Here is a 16,762-nt window from a genome sequence, read left to right as displayed (position 1 = left end):
GACCTACTGGCCCGGTAAGGTGAAGCCGCCACCGGGCTATTTCCCCGCCTGCGGATGCGTATCAAACCCCGCCATCACCGCCGTTAGTTCTGCCAGCGTAAAGCCGTGCTTCGGATCGTCAACGCCCAACCCAAAGCGTTCCTGCATCAGCTGATACAGCGCCTGTGCATCCGGCAAATGGATCTGCTCTTCCACATGACCATTCTGCCAGTGGGTAAAGTTAAAGTTGGTCAGCGTCAGCTTGCCCCCGTCCGGCAGGTGGCGACACATCAGCAGATGATGACGAAAATGGGACTGCGGCCAGTGCGCCGACCAGAAGTTTCCCATCACGTAATCGTTGAAGTATTGTGTCCCCAGGTCAAAATGGTACATCGACTGCCAGTGTTCGTGATGGCGGAACTGTAATACCCAGTCGTTACCCTCGCTCAGAAGACGGTACATGCCGTGCGGGGTTTCCTGCTCCTCGTTGGCGATCAAACGAATCGGTGCCGTCAACGTTTGTCCGCCAAATCCCACATCGGCGATCCAGCGTTCGCCGTTCAGCTCTACCAGCAGCAGCCGATGCGTGCGCGGCGGCATCTGGGACGGATTTGCCAGCACGACCCGCCCCAGCACGCTGCGCACGGTAAACCCGACTTCACGCAGTACCCGCTCGAACAGACCGTTTTGCTCGAAGCAATATCCCCCGCGTCGCGCGGTCACCAGCTTGTCGACCAGACATTGATCTTCAAGATGGATTTCGCGCGGCAGGACAACATCAATATTTTCGAACGGGATCGCACAATTGTGGTGTAAATGCAGCCCCCGCAGGGTATCGATATCAACCTGTACGGGCTGCTGCCAGCCCGTGTGGGCGAAATAAGCACTCAGAAATGGGGACATGGTCTGCTCCAGAATGGGATATTCCCTGTTTATAAACTATTTTGCCTAATGCATATGCGCAAAAATGCTTTTTCGTCATACTCATCGTGTACATGAGGAGATCCTATGAGCCACTTTCGCCCCGTTGAATTACGTCATGCCAGCCGTCTTCTTAATCACGGGCCCACCGTGCTTATTACCAGTCGGGATGAAACGATAGACAGACGCAACGTTATGGCCGCCGCATGGTCCATGCCGGTGGAATTTGAACCGCCGCGCATCGCGATTGTGGTGGACAAAAGTGCCTGGTCACGAGAGCTGATCGAGCGCAGCGGTAAATTCGGCATCGTTATCCCGGGCGTGGCGGCAGCCAACTGGACCTACGCGGTCGGCAGCGTCAGCGGGCGCGACGAGGATAAATTTAACTGCTACGGTATCCCGGTTATTTATGGTCCTGAGCTTGGCCTGCCGGTTATAGAAGATAAATGTCTGGCGTGGATGGAATGCCGGTTATTACCAGTCACTTCTGCGGCAGAAAAATATGACACCTTGTTTGGGGAGGTCGTTTCCGCCGCGGCGGATGAGCGCGCTTTTGTGGCCGGACGCTGGCAGTTTGACGAGGATAAGCTAAATACGTTGCATCATCTGGGGGCGGGCACGTTTGTGACGAGTGGGAAGATGGTGAAGGCGCTGGATTGATTTACATAATCATATCAAACGTTACATGGTCTACCATTTTCCTACAAAAATCATGTTAGAACCGTATAACGACAACCAGATGTTCCTGTCCTCTCATACTGACTGTACATAAAATCCCCGGCATTGTACCGGGGTCAAACTCAGCGTCTTTTAAACATTAACACCGTGTTGAGAGGCAAGCGCAGACAGGCCACCGGCAAAACCCTGACCGACAGCTTTAAACTTCCACTCAGCGCTATGGCGATACAGTTCACCGAAGACCATAGCGGTTTCGGTTGAGGCGTCTTCAGACAGATCGAAACGGGCAATTTCAGCTCCGTTGTCGTTGTTGTAAACGCGCATGAAGCTATTGCACACCATGCCAAAGTTTTGTTTACGCGCTTCTGCATCATAGATGGTAACGGCAAACACCAGTTTTTTAATGTCTGGTGAAACTTTAGTCAGATCGATTTTGACCTTTTCATCGTCACCGTCGCCTTCACCAGTAAGGTTGTCGCCCTGGTGTTCTACCGCGCCATCAGGGCTGGTTTTGTTATTGAAGAATATGAAATGGGCATCTGACAGTACTTTGCCGTCTTCGCCAACTGCGAACACGGAAGCGTCCAGATCAAAAGCTTGACCATCAGTTACACGGGCGTCCCAGCCCAGGCCAACCATAGCGACGTTCATGGTTGGTGCTTCTTTGGTCAGAGAAACGTTGCCGCCTTTTACGAGAGAAACTGCCATTTTTAGCTCCTGCAAACAGTTGAATGAGGCTGAATTAACAGCCCCGGATATGAAAATTACGTTTCGATCAAGACGCGTTAATACCGTACTGAGCACATACAGTTGCCAAACCACCAGCATAGCCCTGTCCCACTGCGCGGAATTTCCACTCGCCATTGTGGCGATACAGCTCGCCGAACAGCATGGCGGTTTCCGTCGACGCGTCTTCGGTCAGATCGTAGCGAGCAACTTCAGTCTGATTATCGTCATTAACCAGGCGGATAAACGCACCGGATACCTGACCAAAGCTCTGGCGACGAGCCTGGGCATCATGGATCGTCACAACGAAGATGATCTTGTCAACGTCAGACGGGACGGCGTCCAGTTTGATTTTCAGCGATTCATCATCACCATCGCCTTCACCGGTACGGTTATCGCCGGTATGTGTTACGGAACCATTTGATGACGTCAGGTTGTTATAGAAGATGAAATCTGTATCGCCGCGCACTTTACCGTTAGCGGCCAGAAGGAATGCTGAAGCATCCAGGTCAAAGTCCTGACCGTCAGTTGAACGCGCATCCCAGCCAAGGCCAACAAGGACATTCTTCATTGACTGTGCTGCTTTACTGAGGGAGACGTTTCCGCCTTTAGAAAGAGAAACACTCATAAAATTACCTCTTCGATTAGTCATTGTTCTGGTTAAGAATTCAGGGAATTAGCTCCCCTTTTCCTCAGATTCAGGTTTGACCGGGAATGTGACGCTTGCAACGATACCCAGTGCCAGGACGCCCAGTACAACATAGAGGCTGGTTGTCGCCGTGATGCTGTAACCATGATGCCAAATGTGATCGGTCGCATTCAGACCCAGTTTTGCCGCAATGAAAAAGAGCAGTACGATAACGGCCTTCTCCAGATGAACCAAATACTGTTTCAGTGCTTCAAGGACAAAGTACAGAGTGCGCAGACCCAGGATGGCAAACATCATGGCGCTATAGACGATAAGCGGTTCACGGCTGACAGCAATAATTGCCGGTACCGAGTCAAACGCGAACATAACATCCGAGAGCTCGACAACGGCCACACACAGGAATAGCGGAGTGGCATACAGCGCGGCCTTTTTACCACGCCCAATGCTCACATCGCTGTTTTCCGGCTTTGTCAGTTCGACATCCACTTCCTTCTGATTAAGCAGGAAAGCATGACCTTTGAGCTTCGGCCAGACAGGAAAGAAGCGTGTAACCATGCGGTAAGCAAGATGCTGGGAGTAATCCTCAATTTCATCGTCATCATCAGCGCTTTTAAGCATCATGACTGCTGTCCAGGCAACGATGATAGCGAAGACGACTTCAACATACGGCCCCAGACTCAGCAGACCTGTACCGATCGCGACAAAGATGCCCCTGAAGACAATGGCACCAATGACTCCCCAGTAGAGGACGCGGTGGCGGTAACGATCCGGAACGGCGAACCAGGAGAAAATGGCCATCATGACAAACAGGTTGTCAACGGACAGCACTTTCTCCAGCGCATAACCTGTCACAAACAGACTGGCAACTTCAGCACCGTGGTGGATGTAAAGGAAACCGGCAAATGCCATCGCAACCACGACCCAGAATACGGACCATAACGCCGCACTCATCAGGGAGATTGGCTTATCATTACGGTGCATAAACAGATCAATAAAGATGGCACCGACTGAAAGCGCAATGAAAACAATGACTGTTTCAGCCGGGAAGCCGATGTGTGTTGAAACCATAATTTACCCTTAGGGATGTAGATCAGAGACCAAATTCAGCCGGGTCGAAACCTAACGCGATAGCGATCTCTCGGGAGGCCAGCTTTTCATCCTGATCGAAGTTACCGTCACTCTTAGCAACGGCAATACCAACGCGTAAGGCCAGCTGAGCGGCCTCGGGCTGATCTTTCAACGCCAGGATGTATTTCATGGTTTCGCCCTTGCCGATTTCCATATCGAAATCGAAGCTTGAAACCAGTTTATTGAAGAACTCAATCACCTCGTTGGTATCGAAGACCTTTAGCTCTCCCGAAGATCGCAAAAAGCCCATCATTTTCTGCTTTTCTTCTGCGCTCACGCCGTCACTCGATACGGCAATACGTGCGCAGACAGCAACGGTGCCGTGCATAAATTTTTTGTTTTTGAAACGGCCAACCTGGCGCGTCAGTTCGTCCCGACCGGTATTAATGGCACCTTTAACTTTGTCAAAAAAGCTCATACCTGTTTCCTTTGTTGCTGTATTATTTAGAACCCGCGCGCCAGCGAAATCCCCAACCAAAAGCACGGTCCATTTCGTTCTGGCCTTTAAAGTACTGGTTGATGCGCTCGACTTTAATCGCGCCGTTTTCGTTGACGAGTCTGGCAATAGCGCACAATGTGCGACGGTTTTCACCTTCTGTGAGGCGGGTCTCAATGGGAGGTTGATCCGGAACGTGAATGGTGACCACACCATCAGTTTTGTCCCAGCCAGGAACACCTTCATAAATAAAGGCATATATCAGCACTTCACGGATATGCTTCCATTCACGGCCATTGATATGCAGCCACTCGCCGTCTGACATATCACCCGTCCGGTCATCCCCCTTAAGCTGAACGTAAGGCTCATCCCGGAAGTCACCGAAAGCATTCCCCAGCGCCTGAATAACCGACTTATAACCGTTCTGAAGCGCAACAAAAGCCCCTAGATCCAGGTCAATACTTCTGGAGCCGAACATGCCTGCAAAGCCTGATTTGCTGCTCCCACGGTGCCAGTTCAGGTTTATCCGGATTTCGCCGAAGTTATCCCGTTTGGTCAGGCTGATTGCAGGCTTCTCTTTTGTCAGCGATACCTTGCTCAGGCAAATTTTTCTCTCAGCTGGTGGAGGTGTTACTACAGGAGGAGTTGGTGCAGCGGGAGATTGCTCGTCGGCAATATTTACGCCGAAATGTTCTGCCAGTGGTTTAAGTCCACCATTAAAACCTTGAGCAACAAAACGGAATTTCCAGTCCTGGTTACGACGGTAAAATTCACCAAGAATTAAGGCTGCTTCCTGACGCCCGCTCAGTTCAACAGTGCCGCTAACCAGGCCGGTAGCCCCCTGCTCAACGTCAATGGAAAGATTACGAAGACCAGATATTGTCTGCCCGCCGTCACAGGTCACGGTGAACGCCATTTTCTGGACATCAGGTTTCAGTCGATTGAGCGCGACAGCAAATGTTGAGTAATGGCCATCACTGATCAGGCTGACGGTGCCGTCTTCGTTACGTGTCTGACCATAGAAAACCATGTCTGCATCACCCTGCACCTTTCCGTCTGCATACAGGCGAAACGCCGACGCATCTACCTGACCGCCCGAGGTGATCCGGACGCGCAATTCCTGGGATGGAACGGGGGCATTGCCCCCCGGCGTCAGGTTCATTAGCGGATAACTGCTGAAACGATATCTGAGTGCATATCGTCGATTGTACGTCCGCGACAGGCATGACCAAGGGCGGTAAAGTCCCAGTTGCCGTTATTACGGCGCAGGGAAGAAATAACGATCCCGGTATGTGCTCCCTGCTCTGTCAGCTTATAGCGAGCCAGCTCTTTGCCGGTTTGATCGACCACGCGGCAGAACGCATTATCGACGTCATTGAATGATTGACCTCTGAAGCTGTTAACCGTAAATGCTAAATATTCAACGATTGCTGGCAGACGGGTGAGATCGACTTTGATCACTTCATCGTCGCCGTCTCCTTCACCGGTCAGATTATCGCCACTGTGAACAACAGCGCCGCAGGTGGATTTCAGTTTGCGGAACCAGATGGTGTCCACTCTATTTCCGGTGCTGTCCATTAATACGCAACCAGCATCGAGATCGATTGAGTCGTTGCTACCTATTAATCCGCTAAGAAAACCTTTTTTCTTAATCGGATCCCAACCGAGACCGAATTGAAGTCTGCTTAATGAAGAAGATTCTTTACTGAGTGAAACCGTCTGGTTTTTACTTAATGAAACCATGCTTAATTCCTTGAAAGGCAATAACCAAGACAACAAAATGTATATTCGAAAATCGCGAAAGAGAATATCACGATGAAATTTCCGTTCAAGTACGATTTGCGCATTTTAAGTTTACACTTCGATTCTTATATAATAAAAAATTAGCACATTGAAAATTCACATAACAGTCATCAATGAATTACTTATGTCGTCTTGAATATCGCTCCGCGCGAATCAGCAAATAGCAATCAGTCATACTTTGATTGACATGTTAAAACGACACCCATAGACTCAGCTCACTTATCTAAATAACTCGACATGCTGGACATCCAAAAGGAATGAATAAAAAAATTTGGCTTATGGAAGGCCTTTCCTCCCAGCGAGATATTATTCATAGGATCAAATTATTTTCCAAGAAATATAATCTTGACATTATAGTTGTTGCCTCCCACCGTTACGAAAGAAATGAAATTCTCTCTGTTGCGGATTATTCTTTAACTGAACCTGAAGAGCCTCAAAAACGCCTTCTGTTTATTCAGGAAACTATCCAAAACCACGGCATCCATCATATTCATACGGGCCGTAACAGCCAGTGGTTTGAAGAACACCGCAAAGCTATTGAATCGACCGGAGCCACACTTACTACCGGTGCAAGGGGCGTCGACTGGCTCACTCTGGCTGACGAGAAAGTTAATTTTGCCCGTTTCATGGAGCAAAACGGGCTCGCCGTCGTGCCATCCTGGCGCGTGAATACCCTCGCTGAGTTAAAGGCGCATCTTCTGGCTCCGCCTTTTTCGGACAGCTCGGTATGCGTGAAGCCGGTGACGGGTATCTATGGCATGGGGTTCTGGCGCTTTGATGACAGTGCTTCGCCCATGGACGTCTTTAATCATCCAGAATATCGTCTGGTCAGTCCGCAACAGTATATTGCAGCAGCATCGGCTTCTGGATCATTCACCCCCCTTGTTTTAATGCCTTATCTGCCAGGCCCGGAATATTCCGTCGATATCCTCGCGGATAAGGGCGAAATACTCGCAGCCGTAGGACGCCGTAAAGAAGGGGCTATCCAGTATCTGGTCAACGAAGGAAGCGCCCTGGAGCTAGCGTGTACTTGTGCGCGAACAATGAATGCAGACGGGCTGGTGAACGTTCAGACGCGAAACGATGTGAATGGCAATCCGGTGCTTCTTGAAACAAACATGCGTCCGTCAGGCGGAGTTGGTTATACCCTTCACAGCGGTGTGAATCTTCCCGGGTTGTTTGCTGCCTTTAAGCTCGGTCTGATGTCTGAAGATGCGGTGATGCAGAGCGCTAAAAAAACCTTTTCTCCGGTTGCGGTGAGGTCCATCACGGATGTAATCGCCTACCCAGAAAGACTTTCTAACCGGCTGAATTAAGGCGTATTTATGTCTGTCACCCTCGAAGATATGATTTATCGCCGCACACTCTCATGCGGTACGATACAGGTTACCCGGGACCGGGGTGAAGTTCCGCTCAACTATCTCTTTGATATCGCTGAAAGACGCAACCCAAAACGGGCCTTCCTGTTTGTCAGCAAAGTTCTCGGCAGGCACATACCCGTACCACCCTCAGTCATGCGACAGGCTTACAGGCAGCTTGCCTGCCAGTTCCCCTCAACGCTGACAAGGCCTGTGCTGTTTATCGGTATGGCTGAAACGGCCGTTGGGCTTGGGGCCGGTGTATTTGATGAAGTGCGCCACCTGCATTGGGAATCTGTTTATCTGACTTCTACCCGGCATCCGGTTGATGGCACGTTACTTTGCGAGTTCAAGGAAGAACACAGCCACGCCACCGATCATCTGATCTATCTGCCAGATGATGAAGAGAAAAGACGTCGTGTCACTAACGCACGAACGCTGGTTTTAATTGATGACGAGGCAACCACAGGTAATACCTTTATTAACCTGCTTTCTGCCCTGCGTAATACTGACCAGCTTCAACATATTGAACAGGTTATCGCCGTTACGCTTACCGACTGGAGTGGCAATGCCCTGTCCGAGCGCAGCCCCTTACCCGTCACTTCGGTTTCTCTTGTAAGCGGTCAGTGGGGATGGACCCCATTCCCTGATGCACCTGTCCCGGACATGCCGAAGGTCAACGTCACTTCACGCGGAGAATGGGACATCCAGGGAAAACAGTCATGGGGTCGACTTGGGATGCTCACACCTGCGGCCGATCTCGGGCATGAGGTCTCAGTCCGGAAGGGGGAGCGTGTTCTGGTTCTCGGGACAGGGGAATTCGTCTGGGAGCCGTTCCTGCTTGCTGAACGGCTCGAAGCTGCCGGGGCACAGGCATTTTATGGTTCGACCACCCGCTCCCCTATCGCCGTTGGTTATGCCATTAAGTCCGCGATCTCCTTTACGGATAACTACGGGCTGGGCATCCCTAATTTTGTCTATAACGTCGCCCACCAGCAGTTTGACCGCATTCTTCTGTGTACTGAGACACCCGCAGAAAGTATTGACTCGCAGCTTCTTAAGGCGCTGGCTGAAGTTGCGCCCGTCGTGGAGATTGTTACCTATGAATAAACCCATTGTTCTGAGCGACCTTGACGACACACTCTTTCAGACCCGTCGTAAAATGGTGGACGAGCTGGCCCTGGAGCCATTCCGTACCGGTGCCGTTGATCGCACCCTGAATCCACGAAGCTTTATGACGGAAGAACAGTCCATGTTAGTGGACTGGCTCCTGGAGCAGGCTGAACTCATTCCTGTTACCGCACGGGGTACTGAAGAAATCAGCCGCGTCCGGATCCCTTTCCACTCATGGGCAATCACCACGCACGGAGCCGTTATTCTTACACCTGAAGGCAAGCCCGATGAGGAGTGGAAGGCCCATATGCTTGGCCAGCTGGCCCCCTACCAGGAAAAGCTGACATCGATGCAGCGTCTGATCACTGAAATGATGGACGCCAAAGGGATCAATGCCTGGGCAAGACTGAACTCCGAATACGGTGAAACGGCGGTTTATATGGTAATGAAACACCGCGACAGCACCCGCCTTGACGAGCTCAATGCCATTGCAGATGAGATAGAAACGGTGTTTCCGACCGAGGGCTTCTACATCCACCGCAACAGTAATAACGTGGCCTGGCTTCCCACACCGGTTGAGAAAGGGCTGGCTGTCAGCTGGCTGCTTGAAAAACTTCGGGCTGAACGCGGCGTTTTCCCCGTAATTGGTCTGGGCGACAGCCTGAGCGATCATCGTTTTATGAAACTGTGCAGCTGGTTTGGTATACCGCGTCAGAGTCAGTTTGCAGATGCCATTTCACAGCGAATTTTTGGAGAAAAATGAAATGCAGCCACATGTAACTTTCTCAGGATCATACCAACCCGGTGACGTGGAATTCCTGCTAAAGCCGATTGTCATTGAGATGACGCCGGTTGAGCATAAAGAAGAGCTGATTCAGTCAGGAAAGAAACACTATTCGGACATGCTCAGCCAGGAGCCAGCGCCTACACAATGGCATCTTGATTTGTTTCACCGGGCACTGGATCGGGGCGCAGAGAGACTTGCAAAAGAAGTCACGCAGCTCGCTTTTGCTCTGGCCAAACGCTTCGGTGACGAGCCCATCGTTCTGGTCAGTCTTGTCAGAGCTGGCGTTCCGCTCGGGGTTATGCTGCATCAGACTCTGCGGGATATGGGTAAAACCTCATGGCATTACGGTGTCAGTATTATCCGGGATCGCGGAATAGACAATACAGCACTCGCCCTCATTGAAAAGCGACATGGTACCCAAGGTATTGTGTTTGTAGACGGATGGACAGGAAAAGGCGCAATTACCGGAGAGCTTGTACGCGCACTGAAAGATCGCCCGGGCTATCCTGAGCAGCCGCGACTGGTTGTCCTGGCCGATCCCTGTGGCTGTTCCTGGCTTGCGGCCAGTGATGACGACTGGCTCATCCCTTTTGGCATCATGGGTGCGCCGGTGTCAGGCCTGATATCCCGGTCAGTGTGGTCATCTGAAGGGTTACATGGATGCATGATTTGCGAGCATCTAAGCAGATACGAATGCAGCAGAATGCTTGTCGATACCGTTGCCCATTTCCGTGAAAAGTTAACACCGTCATCACTCGCACCTCTGAGCTGGAATACGGAATCAGCCCGTGTCTTACGGCAAACAAGTCGCGACGTTATCGCGTTCCTGGCCGATGAATTCAAAGTGGACAGCGTCAATCGTATTAAACCCGGTATTGCTGAGGCAACCCGGGCTGTATTACGTCGGGTACCGGACCATATATTTGTGCGTTCGATTGACGATCCGGACGTTTCACTACTTATGGGGCTTGCACGTGAAAAGGGAATTATTGTTACAGAAATGGGGAAAAGCCTCGGCCAGTATCGGGCTGTAACCATTATCAAGAAGGTGCTCTGATGAAAAATCGTCTTTCTCCCTGGAATCTGGGAGCCACGCTATACATGCCTGCAACACGGGAAGATATTGCTGATGCCATTCTGTACGGAAAAATCCCGGGGTTGCGCTCTCTGGTGATTTGCCTGGAGGATGCTGTCAGTGAAGCAGACATCCCCATCGCCCTCAAAAATCTGGAGCACCTGCTGCACGAGCTTTGTAATAGCATGCGTAGCCTGGGTAAAAATGACTGGCCTTTGGTGTTCATTCGTCCCCGGCATGCCGAAATGGGCAGATGGTTAAAAGCGCATTATGATCTTTCCGCTGTCGACGGGTTCGTGTTGCCGAAATTTACCCTCAGTTCGTTAGCTGAATGGTGGGATATCATGGGGGAGACTCACCTGTGCATGATGCCAACGCTGGAAACAGAAGACGTCTTTGACGTGGTTCAGATGCGCGAGCTGGCCACCCGCCTGGTTGAACATCCCTGCCACGAACGCATTATTGCGCTGCGAATCGGCGGCAACGATCTCATGAACGTAGTGTCGCTACGACGTCCCCGCAATCTGACGCTTTACGACAGCCCAATGGGCTACGTCATCAAAATGCTTGTTTCGATCTTCGGGCCGCGTGATTTTGCCCTGACCGCGCCCGTATGTGAGCATATTGACGATCATACAGTCATGGCCAGAGAACTGGCTCTTGATATGGCGCATGGACTTGTTGGTAAAACAGCCATTCACCCACGTCAAATAGAGATTATTCATAATTCCCTAATGATCTCGCACGGTGAGCACTCTGACGCTCTGCGGATCCTAAATTCTTCCCTGGCGGTATTTAAGTCACAGGGGGCAATGTGCGAACCCGCCACACATCGCCGCTGGGCAGCAGGAATTTTAGAGAGAGCGCGTTTTTACGGATTAAAGAATGAACAAGGCGCTGATGGAATCAAAATGGCTGTTAACAGATTACCCTGAAACGGCTTCTGATTATTACCAATTGCACCATTAAAATATTCCGTTTTAGCGAATTAATAAACTATCGCCTAAATACTTGCCCATCATCATTGATCGAGTGAATACATCAAAACGTTGGATGAACTCTAATAATCCCTTCGGTCTGTTTTTTCTCTTTGTGGTTATCAGGGATAAATATCCTCGCATGAACATTGTTAAAAATTTCACCGCACAGGACTCATCACCAACTCGCCAGAAGAAGCTTTAAGAGTAACTAAAAAACACATGGTAGCCAACCGACTACCATGTGTAATTAATTAGCTCTTCACGCGCTTCGCAATAATCTCATCCGCCACATTTCGCGGAGCCTCCGCAAAATGGTGGAACTCCATCGTATACGTTGCGCGCCCCTGGGACATCGATCGCAGCGTGGTGGCATAGCCAAACATCTCGGCCAGCGGGACGTCAGCGCGAATAATCTGGCTGCCATACTGCTCTGCCATTCCCTGCACCATGCCACGACGTGAGGAGAGATCGCCCATAATGTTCCCGGCATATTCCTCCGGCGTTTCCACCTCAACGTGCATCACCGGCTCAAGAATTACCGGGTCTGCCCGCCGCGCGCCCTCTTTAAAACCGAGGATCGCCGCCATGCGGAAGGCCATCTCCGAGGAGTCGACATCGTGGTACGAACCAAAGGTCAGGGTCGCTTTCACATCCACAACCGGATAGCCCGCCAGCACACCCGTATTCATGGCTTCACGCAAGCCTTTCTCCACCGACGGGATGTACTCGCGCGGCACCACGCCGCCTTTAGTGGCATCTTCAAACACAAAACCACTCCCGGCCGCTAGCGGCTCGAGGCTCAGGACCACATGGCCGTACTGCCCTTTCCCGCCGGACTGTCGGACAAATTTCCCTTCAATATCCTTGACCGCTTTGCGCAGGGTTTCACGGTAGGTGACCTGAGGACGACCAATGTTCGCCTCGACGCCAAACTCGCGCTTCATGCGGTCGACGATGATTTCCAGATGCAGCTCGCCCATCCCGGAGATAATCGTCTGGCCGGATTCCTCATCCGTGTGCAGGCGGAACGACGGGTCCTCCGCCGCCAGGCGCTGTAATGCGATCCCCATTTTCTCCTGATCGGCTTTGGTTTTCGGCTCGATCGCAAGCGAAATGACCGGATCCGGGAACTCCATCCGCTCAAGGGTGATCACCGCGTTCGGGTCGGTCAGCGTGTCGCCGGTAGTGACGTCTTTCAGCCCGACACAGGCTGCAATATCCCCTGCACGCAACTCGTCCACCTCATGGCGATCGTTGGCATGCATCAGCACAATGCGCCCAATACGCTCTTTCTTACCCTTCACAGGGTTGTACACCGCGTCGCCTTTACGCAGTATGCCGGAATAGACGCGGATAAAGGTCAGCTGGCCGACGTACGGATCGCTCATCAGCTTGAAGGCCAGCGCCGAAAATGGTTCATCATCGCTTGGATGACGCTCAGCGTGCTGCCCGTCTTCGTCTACCCCATCAATAGCGGGTACGTCCAGTGGAGACGGCATCAGCTCAATCACCGCGTCAAGCATGCGCTGCACGCCCTTGTTCTTGAATGCGCTACCGCACAGCATCGGCTGGATTTCGCCAGAGATGGTCAGGACGCGCAGCCCCTGGATGATTTCCGCTTCATCCAGATCGCCCGTTTCCAGATACTTGTCCATCAGCGCATCGCTGGCTTCTGCCGCAGCTGAGACCATTTTTTCTCGCCACTCCTGAGCGGTACTCAGCAGATCGTCCGGCACCGGCGCGTAGCTAAACGCCATGCCCTGCGTGGCATCGTCCCAGAGGATGGTGCGCATCTTGATGAGATCCACCACGCCGGTGAAGTGTTCTTCCGCACCCACCGGAATCACGATCGGCACCGGATTGGCTTTCAGGCGCTCCTGCATCATCCGCACCACACGGAAGAAATCTGCGCCCGGGCGGTCCATTTTGTTGACGAATGCCAGCCGCGGGACGTGGTATTTATTCGCCTGACGCCAGACGGTTTCCGACTGCGGCTGCACGCCACCGACGGAGTCGTACACCATCACCGCGCCGTCGAGTACCCGCATGGAGCGTTCCACCTCAATGGTAAAATCGACGTGCCCGGGGGTATCAATAATATTGATGCGGTGCGGTTCAAAACCTCTGTCCATGCCGGGCCAGAAACAGCTTACCGCTGCCGAAGTAATGGTGATCCCGCGCTCCTGCTCCTGCGCCATCCAGTCAGTGGTTGCCGCGCCATCGTGTACTTCACCCAGCTTGTGGCTCATCCCGGTGTAAAACAGGATGCGCTCGGTAGTGGTGGTTTTGCCGGCATCGATATGCGCGGAGATACCGATGTTGCGATAACGTTCGAGTGGAATGGGTCGGGGCATGATATTTCCTTAAGTCTTTGAGACTGGTTTGTGACGACCGGGATGGTCGCGTGTGAGTTCGTTTGTTATAATAGTCCTATTGTACGAGTATTATCGAACTATTTTTTAACGGTTGACCTATTGTTGATATAGCTCAATCTGACCCGAGACGCAGGAACACGATGATCCCAAACCACCCGGAACCTGAACAAATACTGCTGGAAAATGTGCTGTTCGCCCTCGGCAATCCGCTGCGATTAGCGATCGTCCGAAAGCTGGCCGACGGCAGCGAACTGAGCTGTAACGCGCTGCGCCCGGACGACGTGGTGAAGTCCACCATGACTCACCACTGGCGCGTGCTGCGCGACAGCGGCGTGATCTGGCAGCGCCCGCAGGGGCGCGAGAATATGATTTCACTGAGAAGAGAGGATCTGGACGCCCGCTTTCCGGGACTGATGGCGATCCTGTTACAGTCGAAATCATCAGCGTTCTGACTGTAGGCCTTCAGCCAGCGCGCCCAGCGTCGCTTTTAGCCAGTTGGTGACGCCTCGTTTACCGCTGCGTTTATGCGAATAAATTTTTACTTCAAACGGACTGATGTTGAACGGCAAGTCAAAAATTTTGATATTGGTAGCCGGCAGTAGCTTCTCAGCGGCGAATCGGGGTAATGCCATCAGCAGATCGCTTTCTGCAATAACAAACGGGGCGCTGAGCATGGACGGGGTTTTAATCGCAATGTGTCGGGTATAGCCCATGCGTTCAAGCTGCAAATCCAGCACCCCCTGCTTCTCGTTCCACGGCGTAACCACAAGATGCCGGGCGGCGAGATAATCCTCCAGCGTCAGTGCCATCCGGCTCGCATTGCTAATCACCACATACTCATCTTCGAACCAACTAATCTCTTCCAGCTCCGGGTACCGGGGATCCTCGACGGTGCTGAATCCCAGGGCCAGATCCACCTCCCCAGCCAGTAACTCCGTCAACGCTGGGCTGTGCGGCAAATAACGTAATTCCAGACGCAGGCCAGGCGCCTCATGTTGAAGTACATTCATGAGCGCAGGAAATATGCAGAACGCAGTAAAATCCGTTATCGCGATCTGCAAACACGCTGTACTCACAGCAGGATCAAACTCCGGCTGCGGCGAGAGCTCCCGATCGAGAGCCTTCAGGGCCGATGCAATAACAGGCGCAAGCTGCGTGGCATAGACGCTGGGACACATTCTATGCCCCTCCCGGTAGAACAGCGGGTCATTGAGCGAAACACGCAGCCGTGACAAAGCATGGCTGAGCGCCGAGGTGCTCATCGCCAGCTCATCCGCCGCCAGTCGAACGGAACTGTGGCGATAAATCGCGTCAAAATCGGCAGGAGGTTTAAATCAAGGCGCCTTAAGGCCGGATGCATAATATTCATCATTGGTTGATTTCATTGCACTTAATTCTTCTGACATTAGCCTTTATGCTTACCTCCATCAACAACGAACACAAATAAAGGGAAACCAATGAGCATTACAATTCGTCAGGCGCGACCTGAAGATGCAGCGGCAATTTACGATATGATTTACGAACTCGCGGTCTATGAAAAAGCGCCAGAAGAAGTGGTCACCACTCCGGACGAGATCCGCAAAACGCTGTTTGGTGCAGACAGTAAAACCGAAGCGCTGATCGCCGAATATGCTGGCCGCGTGGTGGGCTATGCCGTTTTTTTCACCAGCTACTCCACCTGGCTTGGCCGCAACGGTCTCTATATGGAAGATTTATATGTCTCCCCCGAATACCGCAACAAGGGAGCGGGAAAAGCCCTGCTAAAAAATATCGCGCAATGCGCAGTGGAACGTGACTGCGGCCGGCTGGAATGGAGCGTGCTTGACTGGAACCAGTCTGCCATTGATTTTTATTTAAGCATCGGCGCGTTACCGCAGTCCGAATGGGTACGCTATCGTCTTGATGGGGATGCGTTGCGGGCATTTGCTGGCTAACGCTGTCATCGCGTGAAAACGCCCCTCTTTCTCAGGGGCATAATGACATTGAAAGCGTTACTGAAGCACGGAATATCTGAGAAAGAAATTACCGCCATTTTCCGTCTTCTCTGAGGCACTCGAAAGATCGGTGTCCGAGGTTCATCCCGGCTGAGTCAGGCTGTAGACGGGGATCTGCCGGGTTGTCATCGTCAGCGTATCGAACACCTCAGTCTCTGACGTCACTATCCTCGTACCCGTTTTTCTTAACCGCTGCACGTCGGCGGCTATGCGCTGAATACCAAACCAGAACAGTCCGTCAAGCGCCGTGACCGCAAGCCCATTTTCCAGCGCCAGCCTGAGGCGCTCGCGAGGGGCTTTCACCTGCTGAGCAATGTGCCGGTAAGGTACTTCCGAACCGCCTGCCGCATCGATTCGCTGAATACGAGTCTTAAGATGATAGGTAAACTCATCGGGAATGCCGTTCAAATCCTGCTTGAGGCTGTAGACGCAGCCAAAGCGTTTACCGTTGAAAAGGACATTTTTTTGACTGAGCTGAAACTCATTTCTGATCCCATCAATCAACTGCGGGGCGCGGGTGAGGAGTAACCGGAAGGGAAGCTCAAAGCTTGTGACATAATCCACATTCAGCAGCGCGAGACGCAGGCGCTCTTCGGACCCTGATTTCTGGTCATGGCATTCGCGCATCACTTCCGCCCACTGACGCGTCAGGCGTTCCGGCTCGGCGGCTTCGGTGAGGAGGTATTTTTCGAGGTGATAATCGACTCTTCCGGTCATGTTTTGCATCCCGACAATGTGGATGCGGTCATTCTATCCAGCG

17 protein-coding genes and 1 pseudogene are annotated in these 16,762 nt (G+C 52.1%); 8 read left to right on the top strand and 10 right to left on the bottom strand.

All coding sequences use genetic code 11. The features are described 5' to 3' along the window. Window positions 1-36: 36 nt before the first annotated feature. On the bottom strand, window positions 37-882 hold the full coding sequence (nhoA, locus tag IM267_RS17795) for an N-hydroxyarylamine O-acetyltransferase (protein WP_193033955.1): 846 nt from the start codon (window positions 880-882) through the stop codon (window positions 37-39). Window positions 883-987: 105 nt separating this feature from the next. Here nhoA and IM267_RS17790 point away from each other — a divergent pair, with 105 nt between their 5' ends. Beyond that, the gene (locus tag IM267_RS17790) at window positions 988-1,560 is read left to right on the top strand and encodes a flavin reductase family protein (protein ID WP_112793119.1); all 573 of its coding nucleotides are present in this window, start codon (window positions 988-990) and stop codon (window positions 1,558-1,560) included. A 150-nt stretch (window positions 1,561-1,710) separates the two neighbouring features. Here IM267_RS17790 and IM267_RS17785 read toward each other — a convergent pair whose 3' ends face one another. The 6 genes from IM267_RS17785 to IM267_RS17760 form a co-directional block, all read right to left on the bottom strand. After that, window positions 1,711-2,286 (bottom strand): TerD family protein, encoded by a 576-nt coding sequence (locus IM267_RS17785; protein ID WP_193033954.1) that lies wholly within the window; start codon window positions 2,284-2,286, stop codon window positions 1,711-1,713. Window positions 2,287-2,353: 67 nt separating this feature from the next. Further along, a complete protein-coding gene (terD, locus tag IM267_RS17780) occupies window positions 2,354-2,932 on the bottom strand; it encodes a tellurium resistance membrane protein TerD (RefSeq protein ID WP_193033953.1) in 579 nt (192 codons plus the stop codon). A gap of 48 nt (window positions 2,933-2,980) precedes the next feature. After that, window positions 2,981-4,021: a tellurium resistance membrane protein TerC gene (gene terC / locus IM267_RS17775; protein WP_193033952.1), complete on the bottom strand. Its 1,041-nt coding sequence runs from the start codon at window positions 4,019-4,021 to the stop codon at window positions 2,981-2,983. 22 nt (window positions 4,022-4,043) lie between these two features. Continuing rightward, a complete protein-coding gene (locus IM267_RS17770) occupies window positions 4,044-4,499 on the bottom strand; it encodes a tellurite resistance TerB family protein (RefSeq protein WP_193033951.1) in 456 nt (151 codons plus the stop codon). Between the two features lie 22 nt (window positions 4,500-4,521). Then, on the bottom strand, window positions 4,522-5,679 hold the full coding sequence (locus tag IM267_RS17765) for a TerD family protein (RefSeq protein WP_193033950.1): 1,158 nt from the start codon (window positions 5,677-5,679) through the stop codon (window positions 4,522-4,524). Further along, window positions 5,679-6,260 (bottom strand): TerD family protein, encoded by a 582-nt coding sequence (locus IM267_RS17760; protein ID WP_193033949.1) that lies wholly within the window; start codon window positions 6,258-6,260, stop codon window positions 5,679-5,681. Before IM267_RS17760 ends, IM267_RS17765 begins: the two co-directional genes overlap by 1 nt. 317 nt (window positions 6,261-6,577) lie before the next feature. Between IM267_RS17760 and IM267_RS17755 the strand changes: the two genes are divergently transcribed. Genes IM267_RS17755 through IM267_RS17735 form a run of 5 tightly spaced genes read left to right on the top strand, consistent with a single transcriptional unit; the run spans window position 6,578 to window position 11,588 of the window. After that, complete coding sequence (locus tag IM267_RS17755; RefSeq protein ID WP_193033948.1) at window positions 6,578-7,636, top strand: ATP-grasp domain-containing protein; 1,059 nt, start codon at window positions 6,578-6,580, stop codon at window positions 7,634-7,636. Between the two features lie 9 nt (window positions 7,637-7,645). Beyond that, window positions 7,646-8,788: a phosphoribosyltransferase domain-containing protein gene (locus tag IM267_RS17750; protein WP_193033947.1), complete on the top strand. Its 1,143-nt coding sequence runs from the start codon at window positions 7,646-7,648 to the stop codon at window positions 8,786-8,788. Further along, window positions 8,781-9,554 (top strand): hypothetical protein, encoded by a 774-nt coding sequence (locus IM267_RS17745; protein ID WP_193033946.1) that lies wholly within the window; start codon window positions 8,781-8,783, stop codon window positions 9,552-9,554. Before IM267_RS17750 ends, IM267_RS17745 begins: the two co-directional genes overlap by 8 nt. A 1-nt stretch (window position 9,555) precedes the next feature. After that, window positions 9,556-10,635, top strand: coding sequence for a cysteine protease StiP family protein (locus IM267_RS17740; RefSeq protein WP_193033960.1), 1,080 nt, complete (start codon window positions 9,556-9,558; stop codon window positions 10,633-10,635). Continuing rightward, the gene (locus tag IM267_RS17735; RefSeq protein WP_193033945.1) at window positions 10,635-11,588 is read left to right on the top strand and encodes an HpcH/HpaI aldolase/citrate lyase family protein; all 954 of its coding nucleotides are present in this window, start codon (window positions 10,635-10,637) and stop codon (window positions 11,586-11,588) included. Before IM267_RS17740 ends, IM267_RS17735 begins: the two co-directional genes overlap by 1 nt. 296 nt (window positions 11,589-11,884) lie before the next feature. Here the strand turns inward: IM267_RS17735 and fusA are convergent, their stop codons facing one another. Further along, window positions 11,885-13,987 carry an elongation factor G gene (fusA, locus tag IM267_RS17730; protein ID WP_193033944.1) on the bottom strand — a complete coding sequence of 701 codons (2,103 nt, stop codon included), beginning with the start codon at window positions 13,985-13,987 and terminating at the stop codon, window positions 11,885-11,887. 161 nt (window positions 13,988-14,148) lie between these two features. Here fusA and IM267_RS17725 point away from each other — a divergent pair, with 161 nt between their 5' ends. Then, window positions 14,149-14,460 (top strand): helix-turn-helix transcriptional regulator, encoded by a 312-nt coding sequence (locus tag IM267_RS17725; protein ID WP_131637153.1) that lies wholly within the window; start codon window positions 14,149-14,151, stop codon window positions 14,458-14,460. On the opposite strand, the pseudogene IM267_RS17720 reads toward IM267_RS17725, so the two are convergent. Next, window positions 14,449-15,380 (bottom strand): annotated as a pseudogene (locus IM267_RS17720) (LysR family transcriptional regulator). The gene IM267_RS17725 and the pseudogene IM267_RS17720 overlap by 12 nt on opposite strands. 85 nt (window positions 15,381-15,465) lie before the next feature. Here IM267_RS17720 and IM267_RS17715 point away from each other — a divergent pair. Beyond that, window positions 15,466-15,942, top strand: coding sequence for a GNAT family N-acetyltransferase (locus IM267_RS17715; RefSeq protein WP_193033943.1), 477 nt, complete (start codon window positions 15,466-15,468; stop codon window positions 15,940-15,942). Between the two features lie 141 nt (window positions 15,943-16,083). Here IM267_RS17715 and IM267_RS17710 read toward each other — a convergent pair whose 3' ends face one another. Continuing rightward, the gene (locus tag IM267_RS17710) at window positions 16,084-16,719 is read right to left on the bottom strand and encodes a helix-turn-helix domain-containing protein (RefSeq protein WP_193033942.1); all 636 of its coding nucleotides are present in this window, start codon (window positions 16,717-16,719) and stop codon (window positions 16,084-16,086) included. Between the last annotated feature and the right edge of the window lie 43 nt (window positions 16,720-16,762).

This window comes from Enterobacter cloacae complex sp. P15RS (genome assembly GCF_014895905.1).
GTDB lineage: Bacteria > Pseudomonadota > Gammaproteobacteria > Enterobacterales > Enterobacteriaceae > Enterobacter > Enterobacter quasihormaechei.
This window is presented reverse-complemented; position numbering and strand designations above follow the sequence as displayed.